The organism is Janibacter anophelis NBRC 107843 (assembly GCF_001570945.1).
Lineage (GTDB): Bacteria > Actinomycetota > Actinomycetes > Actinomycetales > Dermatophilaceae > Janibacter > Janibacter anophelis.
On the sequence record NZ_BCSQ01000038.1, the window covers coordinates 1 to 17,062 of the forward strand.

A 17,062-nucleotide genomic window follows, 5' to 3' on the forward strand; every position below is an offset into this window, starting at 1 on the left:
ATCGTCCTGGACCGCGTCGATCGGCCGGCCATGGCAGAGGTACGCACCCACCTGATCGAGATGCTGCGCGAGCAGGGTCTCGAGACCGCGCCCGTCTTCACCGTCCCCGAGACCGAGCTCGACGCCGACGGGCTGATCCCCGAGGCCGACATCGAGCGGCTGCGCGGCTGGCTCACCGCGCTCGCCGGTGACCAGCGCGCCCGCACCATGGTCATCCGGCAGACGCTCCAGGGCGCGCTGCGCTCACTCGACGGGCGCGCGCAGGGCCTGATCGCCGCGGCCCAGGCGCACCGGGAGCAGACGAGCAGCCTGGCCCAGGCCGCCTACGACGCCTACGACACGGCCGAGGAGGGCGTGACCGAGGGCATGAAGGACGGCCAGCTCCTGCGCGGCGAGGTGCTCGCGCGGTGGCAGGAGTTCGTCGGCACCGGCGAGTTCTTCCGCAAGGTGGAGCAGGGTGTCTCCCGCCTGCGCGACCGCGTCACCTCACGGATGGCCGGCGGTCCGCCGCCGTCCGCCGAGCTCGACCAGGCCCTCCACACCGGCGTCAGCGCGCTGCTCATCGCCGAGGCCGACACCGCCGCCGCCACCGTCGTGCGCGCCTGGCGCGGCACGGAGGCCGGCCCGGTCGTCCTCGACGGGCACCCCGAGCTCGGACGGTCCTCACCGGGCCTCGAGCCGGCGGTCGAGCGCCTCGTGCGCGACTGGCAGGGCGACGTGCTCGACATCGTCCGGGCCGAAGGGGGCAACCGCCGTACCAATGCGCGCATCGCCGCCTACGGCGTCAACGGCATCGGCCTCTTCCTCATGCTCGTCTCCTTCGCCCACACCGGCGGTGTCCTCGTCGCGCCCGAGGTGGCCATCGCCGGTGGCACGACCGCGGTGGCGCAGAAGGTCCTCGAGGCGATCTTCGGCGACCAGGCCGTGCGCGAGATGGCCAAGAAGGCCCGCTCGCTCCTCCTCGAGCGCGTCGAGGAGCTCTACGCCGCCGAGCGGGAGCGCTACACCGAGGTCGTCGGCGATCTCGCGGTGAGCGAGGCTCAGGTGAGGCGACTGCAGCAGGCCGCCGCCGCCGTCGGGGAGGCGCAGCGATGAGCCCGCGCAACCCCCTTCGTCGCGGTGGTGGGTCCTCGGCGCTGTCCGTCGAGGAGCTGGGCGCCCGGGCCGAGGCGCTGTCCCAGGCCCTGGAGATCGGTGGCGACCGTCTCGAGCGGCAGCCGGCTGCACGGGCAGGTGAGGTCGCCGACAAGGTGCGCGAACGCACCGGGCTCGTCGGTGGCCACACCGTCGTCGCCCTCGCCGGGGCGACCGGGTCGGGCAAGTCCTCGCTCTTCAACGCGCTCGTCGGTGCCGACGTCGCGCAGACCGGCATGCGCCGACCGATGACGTCGACCCCCACGGCCGCCGTGTGGGGGTCCGAGCCGGCCGGGGAGCTGCTCGACTGGCTCTCCGTCGGGACGCGGCACCAGGTCGAGGGCTCCGACGGCGACCCGTTGAGCGGTCTCGTCCTCGTCGACCTGCCGGACTTCGACTCCCGGGAGTCGGCCCACCGCGAGGAGGCGACCCGGGTCCTCGAGCTCGTCGACGTCTTCGTCTGGGTGACCGACCCGCAGAAGTACGCCGACGCCGTCCTCCACGACGACTACGTCGCGGTGCTGCGCGAGTACGGCGCCGTGACCATCGTCGTGCTCAACCAGGTCGACCGGCTCTCCTCCGACGGCCGAGACCAGGTCGTCGCCGACCTCGAGCGGCTGCTGCAGCGCGACGGACTGGCCGACCACGAGGTCCTCGGCACCTCGACCCGGACCGGCGACGGCCTCGACGAGCTGCGGGCCCGCCTGCGCGGCGCCGTCGAGCACTCCGACGCCGCCCGCCACCGGCTCGGTGCGGACCTGCGCACCGCCGCCGAGGGACTGGGGTCCTCCGTCGCCGACGGCGAGCACGGCGTGCCCGACCGGGCTCGCGCCGAGCTCGTCGACGCGCTCGCCCGCAGCGCCGGTGTGCCCACCGTGGTCGAGGCGGTCGCCCGCGACTTCCGCATGGAGTCGTGGGCACGGACCGGATGGCCCTTCACCCGGTGGGTGCGAGCCTTGCGCCCCGCACCCCTCAAGCGACTGCGCCTCGACCGGGAGGTCGACGGTGCCCCCGACATCACCGAGCACGACGTGCGCGCCGTCCTCGGGCGCTCGTCCATCCCGCCGCCGGCGCCGGCAGCGCGGGCGGCCGTCGACCTCGCCTCCCGGCGGATCGGGACGTCCGCGGGGGAGGGGCTGCCCGTCCGGTGGGCCGACGCCGTCGCCGACGCGGCCCGTCCCGCCGACCGCGATCTCGCCGACGAGCTCGACATGGCGGTGATGCGCACGTCGCTGCGTGGCCGCAAGCCGGTCTGGTGGGCGATCTTCGGTCTGCTGCAGGTCCTGCTGGCGGTCGCCGCCGTCGCCGGGCTGATCTGGCTCGTCGTCATCGCGCTCGCCGGGTGGCTGCAGCTGCCCGACATCCCGACCGCCGACGTCGGGCCCTTCGCCACGCCCTTCCTCCTGCTCGTCGGGGGGATCGTCTGCGGACTGCTGCTGGCCGCCATCGGGCGGTGGCTCGCCGGCATCGGCGCGCGCACGCGGGCCGCGACGGTCGACAAGCGGTTGCGCCGGGCCATCGGCGAGGTCGCCGACGAGCGGGTCATCGAGCCCGTCGAGCAGGTGCTCGCCGACCACGCCCGCACCCGCGAGGGGATCCGGCGCGCGTTGGGCTGAGCGGCGCTCGATCCACGACCACCTCTCCGTCCACAGCCACCTCGCGTCCCCGGACGCTCTCCACACCCTGCGCGCACCACTGCCTTCGCCGGCCTCCGACCCCGAGGGTGGAGCCACGAGCCCACCCGAGACGCGGGAGGGCGGGGAGAGCAGGGAGTGCACCCATGAACGAGACCGAAGTGACCGTCGGCGGCCGGGTCGTCGCCGACCCCGAGCACCGCACCACGCGAGGCGGCGTGCAGTTCACGACCTTCCGGATTGCGAGCACCGTGCGTCGACGCACCCGCGAGGGCGTGTGGGTCGACGGGCCCACGAGCTTCTACAACGTCGCGACCTACCGGGCGCTCGGGGCCAACTCCCACGAGTCGCTCGGCAAGGGCGACCCCGTGGTCGTCCACGGCCGGCTGACGATCAACGACTGGCAGCGCTCCGACAACTCCTGGGGGTCGTCCGCGGACATCGAGGCGCTGAGCGTCGGGCACGACCTGACCTACGGGACGACGGAGTACAGCAAGGCGTCGCGCGGCGGGGTGGACCCGGAGGCGCTCGCGGCGAGCCAGCCGGGCTATGACCGGATGACGACCCGGATCGCGGAGTCCGAGGAGCAGACGTGGGGGACGCCCCACCCGGGCAGCGAGTCGGGGGCCGAGTCGTCGCAGCAGACGTCGTCGGGGCGCGTCGACGTCACGACGGGGGAGGTCCTCGACGAGCACGAGGGCGCCGCGGACGAGGTACCGCAGCCGGTCTGACGGTGGTGGATTCGGGCGTGGGGGCGGGAGTGGATAGCCTGCCCCCATGGCCGACTACATCTACACCATGGTCCGTGCCCGCAAGGCGCACAACGAGAAGGTCATCCTCGATGACGTCTCGATGTCCTTCTTCCCCGGCGCCAAGATCGGGATGGTCGGGCCCAACGGGGCCGGCAAGTCGACCATCCTGAAGATCATGGCCGGGCTCGACCAGCCGAGCAACGGCGAGGCGAGCCTCAAGCCGGGCGCGACCGTGGGCATCCTCCTGCAGGAGCCTCCGCTCAACGAGGACAAGACCGTCCTGGGCAATGTCGAGGAGGGCGCCGGCGAGATCAAGGCCAAGCTCGACCGGTACAACGAGATCTCCGAGCTCATGACCGAGCCCGACGCGGACTTCGACGCGCTGATGGAGGAGATGGGCCAGCTCCAGGAGGACATCGACCACGCGGACGCGTGGGACCTGGACTCCCAGCTCGAGCAGGCGATGGACGCGCTGCGCTGCCCGCCGCCGGACGCCGACGTCACCCGCCTCTCCGGTGGTGAGCGTCGCCGGGTCGCGCTGTGCAAGCTGCTCCTGCAGAAGCCGGACCTGCTGCTGCTCGACGAGCCCACCAACCACCTGGACGCCGAGTCCGTCCTGTGGCTCGAGCAGCACCTCGCGTCCTACCCGGGCGCCGTCGTCGCCGTGACGCACGACCGGTACTTCATGGACAACGTCGCGCAGTGGATCGCCGAGGTCGACCGCGGCCGGCTCTACCCCTACGAGGGCAACTACTCGACCTACCTGGAAAAGAAGCAGGAGCGCCTGCAGATCCAGGGCAAGAAGGACGCGAAGCTCGCCAAGCGCCTGAAGAACGAGCTCGAGTGGGTCCGCTCCAACCCCAAGGCCCGCCAGACGAAGAACAAGGCGCGCCTCGAGCGGTACGAGGAGATGGCCGCCGAGGCCGACCGGACGCGCAAGCTCGACTTCGAGGAGATCCAGATCCCGCCGGGCCCGCGCCTGGGCAGCAAGGTGATCGAGGTCCGGGACCTGAAGAAGGGCTTCGACGACCGGGTGCTCATCGAGGACCTCTCGTTCTCCCTCCCGCGCAACGGCATCGTCGGCATCATCGGCCCCAACGGCGTCGGCAAGACCACGCTCTTCAAGACCATCGTCGGCATCGAGGAGCCGGACGCAGGCACGGTCGACATCGGCGACACGGTCAAGCTGTCCTACGTCGACCAGAGCCGCGCCGGCATCGACCCGGAGAAGAACGTCTGGGAGGTCGTCTCCGATGGGCTCGACCACATCCAGGTCGGTCAGGTCGAGATCCCCTCGCGCGCCTACGTCAGCCAGTTCGGCTTCAAGGGGCCCGACCAGCAGAAGAAGGCGGGCGTGCTCTCCGGCGGTGAGCGCAACCGTCTCAACCTGGCGCTCACCCTCAAGCAGGGCGGCAACGTGCTGCTCCTCGACGAGCCGACCAATGACCTCGACGTCGAGACCCTCGGGTCCCTGGAGAACGCGCTGCTTGAGTTCCCCGGGTGTGCCGTGGTCATCTCCCACGACCGGTGGTTCCTCGACCGCGTCGCGACCCACATCCTCGCCTACGAGGGCACCGAGGAGGACCCGGCGAGCTGGTACTGGTTCGAGGGCAACTTCGAGGGCTACGAGGCCAACAAGATCGAGCGTCTCGGCGAGGAGGCTGCGCGCCCGCACCGGGTGACGCACCGCCGCCTGACCCGCGACTGAGGAGCCGCGGGGGCTCAGGCCCCCGCGGTCCTGCCCGGCAGTTCGGCCTCGACGAGGTCCGCGGCCCGGGAGGTCCCCCCTTCGGCCCGGGCGGCGTGTGCCAGCTCGGCGAGCCGAGCGGCGACCTCGCGGTCACCGAGCAGCTCGTCGCCGGCGGCGCGCAGGGCCGCGGAGGTGGCGTCGACGGTGTCCAGCCGCCGGGCCACGCCGAGCCCGACGAGGGTGTCGGCATTGGTGAACTGGTCCACGTCCTGCGGCACGGCGATCATCGGGGTCGCCGTGAGCAGTCCCTCGGCGCAGCCGCCCATGCCGGCGTGGGTGACGAAGAGGTCGGCCTCGCGCAGGATCGCCACCTGCGGCACCCACCGGTGCACCTCGACGCCGTCCGGGACCTCACCGAGGGCCTCGAGGTCGATGCGGCGGCCGACCTGCAGCACGAGGTGCCACCCCGGCCGGCCCGAGAACGCCGCGACGCACTGCTGGTAGAACTCCGGCTGGTCCGTGTAGCTCGACCCGAGCGAGACGAGGACGACGACCTCGGCGCCCGGAGGTCGCTGCCAGGTGCCCTGGTCCGAACGCTCACCGATGCACGGCCCGACGAAGGTGATGCGCTCCTCGTCGACGCGGTCGGCGTTCGGCTGCATCGCCCGGGGTACGAGGGCCAGGGCCCGGGGAGGGACACCGGCGAAGGCATCCGGGTCGGTCGTGACCGCCCCCTCGCGCTCGAGCCACGCGGCGAAGTCCGCGCGGTAGGCGTCGGCGCCCGGCAGGGCCATGACCTGTGCGCCGACCTCCTCGGCGTAGCCCTCCCACGCAACGTACGTGGGGGAGAGCTGGACGAAGGGGCGGCCGTGGGCCTCGGCGAGTACCCGGCCGCCGTAGCCGCCGATGTCGGCGAGGTAGAGGTCGGCCGGCTCGGCGTCGAAGCGCGAGCGCACCTGCGCCAGGCCCTGCACCGCGTCCTCGAGGAAGAGGCGCATCGCGGCGATCGGGTCCTGCGGCCACTCGCCCCGGGGCAGGGTCGAGGCGCACGCCACGAGCTCGGCGCCGGTCCCCTCGACGAGCTCGCGCTGACGGCTGTCGTTGATGACGCTCACCCGGTGCCCGCGGGCGACGAGCTCGCGCAGGATCTCGAGGCTGGGGAGGGTGTGGCTGACGGCGTCGACGCCGAACATCGCGATGTGGGCCATGCCGCGATGGTGACCCAGCGGGTCGTCGGGGCGCCACCGAATTGCCGACGGCGGCATCCGTGTGCACCGCGTCCGTGTGCCCCGTGTCAGGTGCCCAGCGGGCAGATCGCCTCGGCCTCGTAGGACGGCCGGCCACCGCGGTGGCCGCGCGAGACGAAGACCGTGATCGTGTCGGCGTCCCACGAGGGGCCCGCGTGCGTGTCCATGGCCCGCAGCCAGTGCGTCGCGTCGAAGGGGTGTCGGCTGCGCGCCAGGGTCAGGTGCGGTCGGTAGGTGCCGCCGGCGGGGGAGAGGCCCAGGCGGCCGCAGGCCGTGCGGGTGCGCAGGGCGAGGCGCTCGAGGTCGGCCAGCCCGTGCGGGGCATCGGAGTCCAGACCCGTCCACACGACGCGTGCCGTGGCAATGTCCGGGAACGCGCCGGCGCCCTTGAGCCGCAGCGGGATCGGTGTCGACCCGGCAGCGACCTCGGCGACCGCGTCGACGAGGTCGTCGACCGCCCTCCCGGGCACCTCGGCGATGAAGGCGAGGGTCACGTGCCACAGGTGCGAGGGCGTCCAGCGCAGCACCGACTCGACCTCTCGGCGGGGCTCGACGAAGGTCTCGAGCTCGGTGAGTGCCTCGTCGGACGGGACGAGCGCGGCAAAGACACGCATCGAGCCATTGTCGTGCCCCCTCGGTAGCGTGCCGGCATGGGCACCCTCCTCGAGCACGTCATCGGCCGTACGAGCATCGTCGACGAGGTGATCACCGGCGGCCTCGACGACGGGGAGCGGCTCGCCGACCTCGAGCTCGTCGGCTGCACGATCCGCGACACGTCGTGGGCGGGGGCCACCCTGGCCGGGGTCCGGTTCGAGGGCTGCACCTTCGAGCGGGTCGACCTCTCGCGGGTCGCCTGGCCGGACAGCATCCTCGACGGCTGCACGTTCACCGGCTGCAAGGCGCTGGCGACGTCGTGGGCGATGCTGCGCGAGCCGATGCTCTCGCCCGACCCGTGCACCTTTGTCGACTGCCAGCTGTCGATGGGCAGCTTCGCCGGGCTGGACCTCGGTGCGGCGCGCTTCGAGCGGTGCGTCCTGACCGACGCCGACTTCGAGGACGCCACCCTGCGGGGCGCGGTGATCGACGACAGCAGCCTTGCCGGTGCCCGCTTCGTGCGGGCCGACCTGCGAGAGGCCGACCTGCGTGGGGCGCGCGACTACGTCATCGACGTGCGCGAGGCACGCGTGAGCGGCCTGCGGGTCGACCACGTCGGCGCGCTCGGGCTGCTCGCCCCCTTCGGCATCGACGTCGAGTGACTCAGCCGTAGATCTCGTCCAGCGCCGCGTCGAGGTCGGGGTGGACGAACTCGAACCCGGCGTCGTCGAGCACGGCCGAGGTGCAGTGCCGCCCGGTGAGCGCGAGCGCCGGGTCGCTGCGCAGCGCGACGGCACCGATGTGCAGCATGGGGGCCGGGGTCGGCGGCGCGGCGGTCGGCCGTCGCAATCGCCGGCGCAGCGCGGCCATGAGCTCGGTGTTGCGCACCGGGTGCGGCGCTGCGGCGACGAGGACGCCCTCGGGGACGCGCACCTGCGGGTCCAGGCCCAGGGCCGCGAGCGCGATCCGTTGCCAGTCCTCGTGGTGCACCCAGCTGAACCACTGCCGGCCGCTGCCGACCCGCCCGCCGAGCCCGGCGCGCGTCAGGCGCGCCAGGATCTGGAGCGCGGGCGCGTGCCGGTCGAGGACGATCGAGGTGCGCAGCAGCACGAGATGGTCGGTGTTGGCCCCAGCGGTCGCCTCCTCCCACGGCCGGGCGACGCCGGTCATCTGCGGCAGACCGGGGTCGGGCAGCGGGCTCGTCTCGGTGACCCGCTGCTCGCCGGCATCGGACCAGATCGCCGTCGTCGAGGCCTGTAGCCAGGCCACGAGCGGACGGTCGAGCCCACGGCTGGCCGCGACGAGCGCCCGGGTGGAGTCGACCCTCGACCGGCGCAGCTCGTCGATGTTGGTCTCGGTCGGGCGCACGTCGACGAGCTTGCCCGCGAGGTTGACCAGGGCGACCCCGGCCGCGTGCTCGGAGCGCAGCACCTGCGCCCAGTCCCCGACGCGGCGTCCGTCCCAGACGACCTGGTCGAAGGGCAGCGAGTCGTCGCGTCGTCGGGTGATGATCCGCACGTCGTGCCCGAGGCCGAAGAGCCGCGCTGCGAGCAGTCGGCCGAGCGCGCCGGACCCGCCGGCGATGACGACGCGCGGTAGCGCCGGGTCGGGGGTGGCGCCGGCGAGTCGCGCCAGGCGCACTGACGCATCGGTGAAGCCACGGTCGAGCACACCCGCCATGCTCATGGCGACGGCCGGCGTCAGCGGACCGCTGACCTCGAGCGTCTGCGTCAGCCGGGTGCCCGTCCCGAGCGGGGTCAGCCGCCACCTGACCCGCATGGCGCCGCCTGGGCTGGGCTGGGTGAGCTCGAGGTGCCGGCCCTCCTCGAGACCGCTGACGCGAAGGGGAGGAGCCGCGCGGTCATGCACCGCACGCACCCACCGTGAGGACGGGGAGTAGCTGCCGGTCACCCCCTTCGCCAGGGGTGCATCGAGACGCACGGAGGCGATCGCCGGCTCCCACTGCGGCCACCGGGTGAGGTCGGACAGGACCCGCCAGGCCTCTTCAGCCGTGACGGGCAGGTGGGCGGAGGCGGTGCGGGTCCAGCTCATGTCAGTCCTCTCGGGCCCCGACGAGTCGCAGGGCGAGTGCCGCGTAGGTGTCGGCGATGGATTGGGGGGTGGTGCGCTTGATGCCCGGGTGGTACCAGCGGGCGACGTCGACGACGAGAGACAGCGCCGCCAGAGCGGTGGCCCGCACGTCGTCGACCGCGAACTCGCCGGTCCGCACGCCGTCGGTGATGATCCGCTCGACGACGCCGTCGATCTCGCGGCGCAGGGTGAGCACCTCGCGCTGGTGGTCGGGGGAGAGGTGGCGGAACTCGTACTGGACGATGCGCGCCACCTGGTGCTGCTCGGCGTGCCACGTGGCGAAGGCGGAGATGACCTCCTGCAGGGCTGCGGTCGGCGATGCCGCCTGGGCCGCGGCGGCGGCCAGGGCGTCACGCGCCGCCTCGTGGCCGACCCGGCTGAGCTGGAAGAGCAGGTCCTCCTTGCTCGCGAAGTGCACGTAGACCCCGGCGGGGGACAGGCCGGCGCGGGAGGCGATGTCGCGGGTCGTCGTCGCGTGGAAGCCCTTGTCGGCGAAGGCGTCCGCGGCCGCCTCGAAGAGCCTCACGACGGTGGGGTTGTCGTGCTCCGGCAGGGCGGGTGTCGGCGTGCTCACGGTTGACAGCATGCCCCCTTCGGGCGAGACTAAGCAAGCGCTTAGTCAATCCTTTCCGGGCCAGCGGCCCGGTCGACCTGCCGGCACCGCGGTGCCAGAGAGGTGTGGACATGCCCCGCAACATCTACGACGAGGACCACGAGTCCTTCCGGGCCTCCGTGCGCGAGTTCGTCGAGCGCACGCTCGTGCCGCGCGCCGACTCGATGATCGCCGAGCACACCATCCCGCGTGAGGTCTGGCTCGAGGCCGGCAAGCAGGGCTTCTTCGGCCTGACGATCCCCGAGGAGTTCGGCGGCGCCGGCATCGACGACTACCGCTTCAACGCGGTCCTGGCCGAGGAGCTCGCCAAGTTCAACGTCGCGGTGTCCTCGTGCTTCGGCATCCACGCCGACATCACCGCTCCGTACATCGTCGCCCTGGGCACCGAGGAGCAGAAGCAGCGCTGGCTGCCGCAGGTCGCCACCGGGGAGAAGATCCTCTCCATCGGCATGACCGAGCCCAACGGTGGCTCCGACCTCGCCGCCCTGAAGTCCACGGCGGTCAAGGCCGACGACGGCTCCGGCGACTGGATCATCAACGGCTCCAAGACCTTCATCACCAACGGTCACCAGTGCGACCTCGCGGTCGTCGCCATCCGGACCGACCCCTCCAAGGGCGCCAAGGGCATCTCCCTCTTCGTCCTCGAGAAGGAGGACGAGGGCTTCACCAAGGGCCAGCCACTCGACAAGGTCGGCCAGCCCGAGTCCGACACCTCCGAGCTCTTCTTCGACAACGTGCGTGTCCCCGCCGACCGCCTGCTCGGCCCCGAGGGCATGGGCTTCATCTCCATGATGCAGAAGCTCCCGCAGGAGCGCCTCGGCAATGCCGTGGGCTGCGTCGCGCACGCCCAGCAGATCCTCGAGGAGACGATCGAGTACACCAAGGAGCGCAAGGCCTTCGGTCAGCCGATCGGCTCCTTCCAGCACAACAAGTTCAAGATCGCCGAGCTCGTCACGAGCCTCGAGGTCGCCCAGGCCTACGTCGACGACTGCGTCGCCGCGCACGCCGAGGGCAAGCTCTCCGCCGTCGATGCTGCCAAGGCGAAGTGGTGGGCCGCCGAGACCCAGAGCAAGGTCCTCGACGAGTGCGTGCAGCTGCACGGTGGCTACGGCTACATGAACGAGTACCGAGTGGCCCGCGCCTGGCGCGATGCCCGGATCAACAAGATCTGGGCGGGCACCAACGAGATCATGAAGGAGCTCATCGGGCGCGACCTGGGTCTGTGACCCGCGCCTGACTCCTGCGCGAGCCGGCCATCCCGTGAGACACGGGTGGCCGGCGCTCGCGTTCGCGCAGTGATTTGAGACACTGGAGGACCAGCCAGTGAAGGGAGGCCGATGAGCGTCTCAGCCCACGTCATCACGGTTTCCGACCGGGTCAGCCGCGGAGTCCGCGAGGACTTGTCCGGGCAGGCTGCCGTCGAGCGCCTCACCGCCGCCGGCCACGAGGTCACCTCCAGCGTCGTCCCCGATGGCGCCGACGAGGTCGAGGCGGTCCTGCGTGCCTCCCTCGCCGCCGGCCACCGGCTCGTCGTCACCACCGGCGGCACCGGTGTGACGCCTCGCGACCGCACCCCCGAGGGCACCGCCCCCGTGCTGGACCGTGAGGTGCCCGGTCTCGCCGAGCTGCTCCGGGCGAAGGGGGCGCAGCACACCCCCTTCGCCGCCATCTCGCGCGGTCTCGTGGGTGTCGTCGACGCCGGTCCCGACCACCCCGGGGCCCTCGTCGTCAACCTCCCGGGCAGCCCGTCCGGTGTCGTCGAGGGACTCGAGGTGCTCCTGCCGCTCGTCGACCACGTCCTCGACCAGGTGGCCGGGGGTGACCACCGATGACCCGCTCCGCCTGGATCGCCACCGAGCCGATCGACCTGCCGGCGATGCTCACCAGCGTCAGCGGGCCGACGCACGGCGCGGTCGCGAGCTTCGTCGGCCAGGTGCGCGACCACGACCCGGAGGCCTCGGGTGAGGTCGTCGCGCTGCGCTACACCTGCCACCCGGACGCGCAGGCCTTCATCGAGCAGATCGTCGCCGCCACCTGTGCCGAGCACGACCCGGAGGGTGCGGCCACCGTCGCCGCGACCCACCGCATCGGTGACCTCGACGTCGGCGACCTCGCGCTCGTCGTCGTCGTGGGCAGCGCGCACCGCGACCTGGCCTTCACGCTGTGCCGCGCGGTCGTCGAGGCGATCAAGTTCACGCTGCCGGTGTGGAAGCAGCAGTTCGAGGCCGACGGCTCCCACGCGTGGTCGGGGTTGAGCTGCTGATGACCAAGCCGCTGCTCGACACCCACGGTCGCCTCCACCGCGACCTGCGGGTCTCCCTGACCGACAAGTGCAACCTGCGGTGCACCTACTGCATGCCCGCCGAGGGCCTGCCGTGGCTGCCCAAGGACGAGTTGCTGAGCACCCCCGAGCTGCTCACCCTCGTCGAGGCCGCGGTGACCGCGGGCATCAGCGAGGTGCGCCTGACCGGTGGCGAGCCGCTCGTGCGGCCCGACGTCGTCGAGATCGTCGCCGCCATCGCGGCCATGGAGGGCCCCGAGGGCACGCCCGAGGTCTCGATGACGACCAACGGGCTGGGCCTGACCAAGGTGGCCCCGGCGCTCGCCGAGGCCGGGTTGGCCCGGGTCAACGTCAGCCTCGACACCCTGCGGCCGGAGCGTTTCCACGAGATCACCCGGCGTGACCGCTTCGACGAGGTCGTCGCGGGCATGGCGGCCGCGCACGAGGCCGGTCTGCGCCCGGTCAAGGTCAACTCCGTGCTGCAGCGGGGGATCAACGACGACGAGGCGGTCGACCTGCTCCGGTGGGCGATCGAGCACGGCTACGAGCTGCGGTTCATCGAGCAGATGCCGCTGGACGCCCAGCACACCTGGGAGCGCACCGAGATGATCACCGGCGCGGAGATCCTCGCGAGCCTGCGCGCGGAGTTCGACCTCACCGAGCTGCCCGGTCGCGGCGCGGCTCCTGCCGAGCGGTTCGCGGTCGACGGCGGCCCGGCCACGGTCGGCGTCATCGCCTCGGTGACGATGCCCTTCTGCGGGTCCTGCGACCGGCTGCGCCTCACGGCCGACGGCCAGCTGCGCAACTGCCTCTTCGCCCGCGGTGAGACCGACCTGCGCGGACCGCTGCGGTCCGGGGCCACCCGCGAGCAGATCCACGAGCTCGTCCACGAGTGCCTGGCGCTCAAGCGTCCCGGGCACGGCATCAACGAGCCCGGGTTCCTCCAGCCCCCGCGCCCGATGAGCGCGATCGGCGGCTGATCAGCCCCCGGCGAAGGGGGGCAGCACGTCGATCGTCGCGCCGGCCGTGACCGGGGTGGACTCGTCGTCGACGTAGCGCCCGGCGTGCAGCACCGAGCACCGCTCGAGCACGTCGGCGAGCCGGGTGCCGTGCGCGCTGCGGGCGGCCGCGAGCACCTCGCCGACCGTCGCGCCGGCCAGCTCCTCCTCGTCGGTGCCGGCCGCCTCGGCGGCTCCCGCGAAGTACCTGATCGTCGTCATGACTGCTCCTGCTGCCGGTCGGTGGTCGTGGCCTCGATGGCCCGCCTGAGGGAGTCGATGTCGACCGGTCGTCCCTGCTCCTGCAGGTGGCCGACGGCGACCCCGAGGATGTACGCGCCGACGGGGGCCATCGGCCGCTCGAACCCGTGGGCGATCTGCTTGGTCATCGCGTGGATCGTCACGACGTCGACGCACTCCGGGTCGATGCCGACCGCGGCACTGGCCTCCTCGATCCAGTCGGCCCACAGCGCCCGGGTCGCCTCGAGGTCGGTCATGACGAGCCCTCCTGCAGCCGCTCGACCCAGCGCGCGTGGTCGGTCCAGGTGTCGATGTCGGCGACGTCGTCGTCGCTCGCGGGCACGGTGACGAGCACCGACGCCTCGAGCAGGCTGCGCATGGAGCGGTCCCGGGGCGAGCCGAGCCGGTCCAGCGCCCGCCGCAGCGACGCGGTGCGGTGGATGCCGAGGAGCCACTGCGGGTGGCCCGTCGCGTCGGCCAGGCACCAGCCGTCGTGCTCGTCGGTGTCGACGTCGTCGCTGCGGTGCGCGAAGGACCACGCAGCGAGCAGTCGGCCGAGGGCCGGCAGGGGGTCGGCCAGGTCGCAGGCGAGCAGCACGGTCCACTCGGCGGGGCCGTCGTCGGTGCCCACACCGGCCTCGACGAGGGCGTCCAGTCCCGCAGCGACACCGGCGACCGGGCCACCGAGGGGTGGGTCCTCGAGCGTGCGGTGCACGCCGGCGGGCACGGCGACGTCGCCGACGACGGCGATCTCGCGGGCGTCGGAGACGGAGACGAGCACGCGGTCGAGCAGCCGCCGGCCGTCGAGCTCGACATCGGGCTTGCTCGCACCACCGAGGCGCTCGGCAGCGCCACCGGCGAGCACGACGGCGTCGAAGGGGGTCGGCTCGCTCACTCGGCCACCTCCACCGTGCCGGTCTCCTCCCGGGTCCACGTGCCGCTGCGACCGCCCGTCTTCTCCAGCAGGCGGATGTCGGTGACGTGGGCGCTGCGGTCGCGGCCCTTGACCATGTCGATGACGGCCAGCGCCGCCACCGAGACGCTCGTCAGGGCCTCCATCTCGACGCCGGTCCGGTCGGCGGTGCGCACGGTCGCGGTGATCTCGACGCCCTCGTCGGTGATCTCGAGGTCGAGCACGGCCCCGTGGACGCCGATGACGTGGGCGAGGGGGAGCAGCTCGGGGGTCTTCTTCGCCGCCTGGATCCCGGCGATGCGCGCGACGGCGAGCACGTCCCCCTTCGGCACGGCGCCGTCCCGCAGCAGCGCGACGGTCTCGGCGGAGGTGACGACACGACCGGCCGCGGTGGCCGAGCGCACGGTCGGCGTCTTGTCGGTGACGTCGACCATGCGGGCGTGGCCGCTGGCGTCGAGGTGGGTCAGGGGATGGTCCATCTAGAGGCTCCTGATCTGGACGAGGTCGCCGGGCTCGACGCCCTCGGTCTGCTCGGCGACGACCGCCAGCGCCTGTGCGCCGGCGAGCGAGGTGACCATGTGCGAGGCGGACCCGCGGCGGTGGGTGGGGGTCGCGACGAGCCGACCGGTCTCGTCGCTGCCCAACCGGACGGGCACGTACTGACGGCGACCGGAGGGCGAGCGCCACCCGGCGCCGGCGACGGCGCGCGTGGGTCCTTCGGTCGTGGACCGACCGAGCAGGGCATCGACGAGCGGACGGCCGAAGACCTCGAAGGAGATCGCCGTGCTCACCGGGTTGCCGGGCAGGGCGAGGACGGGCACGCCGCGCCAACGGGCCCGGCCCTGCGGCTTGCCCGGCTGCATCCGCACGTGGCGGAAGACACCGCCCGACTGCTCGAGCACGATCCGCGAGACGTCGAAGTCGCCGACGCTCACCCCTCCCGTCAGCAGGACGAGGTCGGCGCCGCCGGCGAGCTCGTCGAGCCCCGCGGTGAAGGCATCGGTGTCGTCCGCCAGGACCGCCGGACCGCGCACCTGCGCCCCGAGCTCCGTGAGCGTGGCGGCCAGGTGGGTGCCGTTGGACTCGAAGATCTGCCCGCGCTGCAGCTCCCCACCAGGGGCGATGAGCTCGTCGCCGGTGGCGGCGATGCCGACCACGGGTCGCCGCCGGACGGTGACAGTCGCGGTGCCCGCGGCGGCGAGCGATCCGAGGACCCGGCCCGTGATCGTCACGCCGGCGTCGGCGACGACGTCACCCGCCCGCACGTCCTCGCCGGCGTCGCGCACGTGCTGCCCGCGGGCGCGCTCCTCGAGGATCGTCACGGTCTCGGTGCCGGCGTCGGTCATCTCGACCGGCACGACGGTGTCGGCGTCCGTCGGCAGGGGCGCGCCGGTCATGATGCGCACGCACTCACCGGGCCGGATCGCCGGGTCATCACCGGAGCCGGCGGGCACCGCCCCCACGACCGCCAGCGACGCGGGCAGGGTGTGCAGGTCGTCGTGGCGCACCGCGTAGCCGTCCATGGCCGAGTTGGCGAAGGCGGGGACGTCGCCGGCCGCGTGCACAGGCTGGGCGAGCACCCGCCCGAGCGCCTCGGCGAGCGGCACGACCTCGGTGCCGAGCACGGTGTCGCCGACGAGCTCGGTGAGCAGCTCGTCGAGGTACTCCTCGACCGTGAGCAGCACTCGCGGGGCCGGGGCGCTCATCGGGTCACCGCCTCGTGCGGGACGGGGTCGGGCCAGGCGAGCATGCCGCCCTCGAGCACGAGGAGGTGGTCGAACCCCCGGGTCCGCAGCGCCGTGGCCGCCAGGTGGGCCCGTGGCCCGGCGCGGCAGACGAGGACGATGTCGCGGTCGGTGGGGATCCCGGCGTCCGCTCCCGGGCCGCCGGTGAGGGTGGCGACCGGCAGATGCACGGCTCCCGGGACGATCCCGTCGGCCAGCTCGTGCGCCTCTCGCACGTCGACGACGAAGGGGGCGTCCGGGGCGGCGAGGCGCGCGGCCAGGTCGGCGGGGGAGATGAGCGCAGTGGCGGGTGGCTCGGCGACGGACACGGAGCCGGTACCCGGGCCGGCCGCTGAGGCGCCACGCTCCCGCCGCGGCCCGCGCGCCACGAGCGGGATCTCGCGCTGGGTCGCGCCCAGCACGTCGATGAAGAGCAACCGACCGAGCAGCGGCGCCCCGACACCCGTGACGAGCTTGATCGCCTCGGTCGCCATCATCGAGCCGATCTGCCCGACGAGCGGCCCGACGACCCCGGCGTCCCCGCAGGCCGGGACCGACCCGGGGGCCGGCGGCTCGGGGAAGAGGTCGCGCAGCCCGGGCGCCGGCCACCCCTGCGGGGCCGCGGTCCAGAAGACGGTCAGGTGCGCCTCCGTGCGGTACACGGCGGCCCACACGAGCGGGATGCCGAGCTCGTCGCACGCGTCGGCGACCGCGTAGCGGGTCTCGAAGTTGTCGCTGCCGTCGAGCACGAGGTCATGGTCGGTGAGCAGCCGTGCGGCGTTGTCGGCGGTGACGCGCTCAGCGACCCCGGTGATCGTCACGTCGGGGTTGAGGGCCCGCACGCGCTCGACGGCGCTGTCGACCTTGGGCCGACCGATGTCGTCGGCGGAGTGGATGACCTGTCGTTGCAGGTTGGTGCCGTCGACGACGTCGTCGTCGATGACCGTCAGCTGCCCGACCCCGGCCGCGGCGAGGTAGAGGAGCGAGGGTGAGCCGAGGCCACCGGCACCGATGACCGCGATGCGGGCGGCGAGGAGGCGGCGCTGACCCCCTTCGCCGATGGTGGGCATGAGCAGGTGGCGCGAGTAGCGGCTCACCTGGTCGCCGGTGAGCGCCGGCCCGGTGGCGAGCAGCGGCGGGAGGGTCATGTG

At 73.0% G+C, this 17,062-nt stretch carries 18 protein-coding genes and 1 pseudogene; 9 read left to right on the forward strand and 10 right to left on the reverse strand.

Translation table 11 applies throughout. The features are described 5' to 3' along the window. From JAN01S_RS10850 to ettA, 4 genes and pseudogenes are all read left to right on the forward strand, one after another. Nucleotides 1-1,095: pseudogene (locus JAN01S_RS10850) on the forward strand (ABC transporter); the annotation flags it as partial. Then, entirely contained in the window at nt 1,092-2,750 is a 1,659-nt protein-coding gene (locus tag JAN01S_RS10855) for a GTPase (RefSeq protein ID WP_068317946.1), read from the forward strand. The pseudogene JAN01S_RS10850 and the gene JAN01S_RS10855, both read left to right, overlap by 4 nt. A 164-nt stretch (nt 2,751-2,914) precedes the next feature. Next, the gene (locus tag JAN01S_RS10860) at nt 2,915-3,499 is read left to right on the forward strand and encodes a single-stranded DNA-binding protein (RefSeq protein WP_068317948.1); all 585 of its coding nucleotides are present in this window, start codon (nt 2,915-2,917) and stop codon (nt 3,497-3,499) included. Between the two features lie 46 nt (nt 3,500-3,545). Continuing rightward, nucleotides 3,546-5,228 (forward strand): energy-dependent translational throttle protein EttA, encoded by a 1,683-nt coding sequence (gene ettA, locus JAN01S_RS10865; protein ID WP_068317951.1) that lies wholly within the window; start codon nt 3,546-3,548, stop codon nt 5,226-5,228. Between the two features lie 14 nt (nt 5,229-5,242). Here the strand turns inward: ettA and JAN01S_RS10870 are convergent, their stop codons facing one another. Next, nucleotides 5,243-6,418 (reverse strand): macrolide family glycosyltransferase, encoded by a 1,176-nt coding sequence (locus JAN01S_RS10870; protein ID WP_068317956.1) that lies wholly within the window; start codon nt 6,416-6,418, stop codon nt 5,243-5,245. Nucleotides 6,419-6,504: 86 nt separating this feature from the next. After that, the gene (gene thpR / locus JAN01S_RS10875) at nt 6,505-7,071 is read right to left on the reverse strand and encodes an RNA 2',3'-cyclic phosphodiesterase (RefSeq protein WP_068317959.1); all 567 of its coding nucleotides are present in this window, start codon (nt 7,069-7,071) and stop codon (nt 6,505-6,507) included. A gap of 36 nt (nt 7,072-7,107) precedes the next feature. On the opposite strand from thpR, the gene JAN01S_RS10880 reads away from it, so the two are divergent. Next, nucleotides 7,108-7,713 carry a pentapeptide repeat-containing protein gene (locus JAN01S_RS10880; RefSeq protein ID WP_068317961.1) on the forward strand — a complete coding sequence of 202 codons (606 nt, stop codon included), beginning with the start codon at nt 7,108-7,110 and terminating at the stop codon, nt 7,711-7,713. A 1-nt stretch (nt 7,714) separates the two neighbouring features. Here the strand turns inward: JAN01S_RS10880 and JAN01S_RS10885 are convergent, their stop codons facing one another. Then, nucleotides 7,715-9,103 carry a DUF1731 domain-containing protein gene (locus JAN01S_RS10885; protein WP_084360177.1) on the reverse strand — a complete coding sequence of 463 codons (1,389 nt, stop codon included), beginning with the start codon at nt 9,101-9,103 and terminating at the stop codon, nt 7,715-7,717. A gap of 1 nt (nt 9,104) precedes the next feature. Continuing rightward, the gene (locus JAN01S_RS10890) at nt 9,105-9,716 is read right to left on the reverse strand and encodes a TetR/AcrR family transcriptional regulator (protein ID WP_068318031.1); all 612 of its coding nucleotides are present in this window, start codon (nt 9,714-9,716) and stop codon (nt 9,105-9,107) included. 110 nt (nt 9,717-9,826) lie between these two features. On the opposite strand from JAN01S_RS10890, the gene JAN01S_RS10895 reads away from it, so the two are divergent. The 4 genes from JAN01S_RS10895 (at nt 9,827) to moaA (ending at nt 13,016) form a co-directional block, all read left to right on the forward strand. Continuing rightward, a complete protein-coding gene (locus JAN01S_RS10895) occupies nt 9,827-10,981 on the forward strand; it encodes an acyl-CoA dehydrogenase family protein (protein WP_068318034.1) in 1,155 nt (384 codons plus the stop codon). Nucleotides 10,982-11,092: 111 nt separating this feature from the next. After that, nucleotides 11,093-11,587, forward strand: a complete 495-nt coding sequence (locus tag JAN01S_RS10900; RefSeq protein ID WP_068317964.1) for a MogA/MoaB family molybdenum cofactor biosynthesis protein — start codon at nt 11,093-11,095, stop codon at nt 11,585-11,587. Beyond that, nucleotides 11,584-12,018: a molybdenum cofactor biosynthesis protein MoaE gene (locus tag JAN01S_RS10905; RefSeq protein WP_068317967.1), complete on the forward strand. Its 435-nt coding sequence runs from the start codon at nt 11,584-11,586 to the stop codon at nt 12,016-12,018. The genes JAN01S_RS10900 and JAN01S_RS10905 overlap by 4 nt, the downstream gene beginning before the upstream one ends. Beyond that, a complete protein-coding gene (moaA, locus tag JAN01S_RS10910; RefSeq protein WP_068317970.1) occupies nt 12,018-13,016 on the forward strand; it encodes a GTP 3',8-cyclase MoaA in 999 nt (332 codons plus the stop codon). The genes JAN01S_RS10905 and moaA overlap by 1 nt, the downstream gene beginning before the upstream one ends. Here moaA and JAN01S_RS10915 read toward each other — a convergent pair whose 3' ends face one another. The 6 genes from JAN01S_RS10915 to JAN01S_RS10940 are packed head-to-tail and all read right to left on the reverse strand — an operon-like array spanning nt 13,017 to nt 17,059. Continuing rightward, nucleotides 13,017-13,256 carry a MoaD/ThiS family protein gene (locus JAN01S_RS10915; protein WP_068317972.1) on the reverse strand — a complete coding sequence of 80 codons (240 nt, stop codon included), beginning with the start codon at nt 13,254-13,256 and terminating at the stop codon, nt 13,017-13,019. Continuing rightward, entirely contained in the window at nt 13,253-13,531 is a 279-nt protein-coding gene (locus JAN01S_RS10920) for a DUF6457 domain-containing protein (RefSeq protein WP_068317976.1), read from the reverse strand. Before JAN01S_RS10920 ends, JAN01S_RS10915 begins: the two co-directional genes overlap by 4 nt. Beyond that, the gene (gene mobA, locus JAN01S_RS10925) at nt 13,528-14,169 is read right to left on the reverse strand and encodes a molybdenum cofactor guanylyltransferase (RefSeq protein ID WP_068317979.1); all 642 of its coding nucleotides are present in this window, start codon (nt 14,167-14,169) and stop codon (nt 13,528-13,530) included. Before mobA ends, JAN01S_RS10920 begins: the two co-directional genes overlap by 4 nt. After that, a complete protein-coding gene (moaC, locus tag JAN01S_RS10930) occupies nt 14,166-14,666 on the reverse strand; it encodes a cyclic pyranopterin monophosphate synthase MoaC (RefSeq protein ID WP_068317982.1) in 501 nt (166 codons plus the stop codon). Before moaC ends, mobA begins: the two co-directional genes overlap by 4 nt. Then, the gene (locus tag JAN01S_RS10935) at nt 14,667-15,893 is read right to left on the reverse strand and encodes a molybdopterin molybdotransferase MoeA (RefSeq protein ID WP_068317984.1); all 1,227 of its coding nucleotides are present in this window, start codon (nt 15,891-15,893) and stop codon (nt 14,667-14,669) included. It lies immediately after the preceding gene. Next, nucleotides 15,890-17,059 carry a ThiF family adenylyltransferase gene (locus JAN01S_RS10940; protein WP_068317987.1) on the reverse strand — a complete coding sequence of 390 codons (1,170 nt, stop codon included), beginning with the start codon at nt 17,057-17,059 and terminating at the stop codon, nt 15,890-15,892. The genes JAN01S_RS10935 and JAN01S_RS10940 overlap by 4 nt, the downstream gene beginning before the upstream one ends. Between the last annotated feature and the right edge of the window lie 3 nt (nt 17,060-17,062).

Excerpts from the sequence above, each read along its gene's own strand:
- JAN01S_RS10855 (WP_068317946.1), top strand. The coding sequence starts at position 1,092 with ATGAGCCCGCGCAACCCCCTTCGTCGCGGTGGTGGGTCCTCGGCGCTG.
- JAN01S_RS10860 (WP_068317948.1), top strand. The coding sequence starts at position 2,915 with ATGAACGAGACCGAAGTGACCGTCGGCGGCCGGGTCGTCGCCGACCCC.
- ettA (WP_068317951.1), top strand. The coding sequence starts at position 3,546 with ATGGCCGACTACATCTACACCATGGTCCGTGCCCGCAAGGCGCACAAC.
- JAN01S_RS10870 (WP_068317956.1), bottom strand. The coding sequence starts at position 6,418 with ATGGCCCACATCGCGATGTTCGGCGTCGACGCCGTCAGCCACACCCTC.
- thpR (WP_068317959.1), bottom strand. The coding sequence starts at position 7,071 with ATGCGTGTCTTTGCCGCGCTCGTCCCGTCCGACGAGGCACTCACCGAG.
- JAN01S_RS10880 (WP_068317961.1), top strand. The coding sequence starts at position 7,108 with ATGGGCACCCTCCTCGAGCACGTCATCGGCCGTACGAGCATCGTCGAC.
- JAN01S_RS10885 (WP_084360177.1), bottom strand. The coding sequence starts at position 9,103 with ATGAGCTGGACCCGCACCGCCTCCGCCCACCTGCCCGTCACGGCTGAA.
- JAN01S_RS10895 (WP_068318034.1), top strand. The coding sequence starts at position 9,827 with ATGCCCCGCAACATCTACGACGAGGACCACGAGTCCTTCCGGGCCTCC.
- JAN01S_RS10900 (WP_068317964.1), top strand. The coding sequence starts at position 11,093 with ATGAGCGTCTCAGCCCACGTCATCACGGTTTCCGACCGGGTCAGCCGC.
- JAN01S_RS10905 (WP_068317967.1), top strand. The coding sequence starts at position 11,584 with ATGACCCGCTCCGCCTGGATCGCCACCGAGCCGATCGACCTGCCGGCG.
- moaA (WP_068317970.1), top strand. The coding sequence starts at position 12,018 with ATGACCAAGCCGCTGCTCGACACCCACGGTCGCCTCCACCGCGACCTG.
- JAN01S_RS10915 (WP_068317972.1), bottom strand. The coding sequence starts at position 13,256 with ATGACGACGATCAGGTACTTCGCGGGAGCCGCCGAGGCGGCCGGCACC.
- JAN01S_RS10920 (WP_068317976.1), bottom strand. The coding sequence starts at position 13,531 with ATGACCGACCTCGAGGCGACCCGGGCGCTGTGGGCCGACTGGATCGAG.
- moaC (WP_068317982.1), bottom strand. The coding sequence starts at position 14,666 with ATGGACCATCCCCTGACCCACCTCGACGCCAGCGGCCACGCCCGCATG.
- JAN01S_RS10935 (WP_068317984.1), bottom strand. The coding sequence starts at position 15,893 with ATGAGCGCCCCGGCCCCGCGAGTGCTGCTCACGGTCGAGGAGTACCTC.
- JAN01S_RS10940 (WP_068317987.1), bottom strand. The coding sequence starts at position 17,059 with ATGACCCTCCCGCCGCTGCTCGCCACCGGGCCGGCGCTCACCGGCGAC.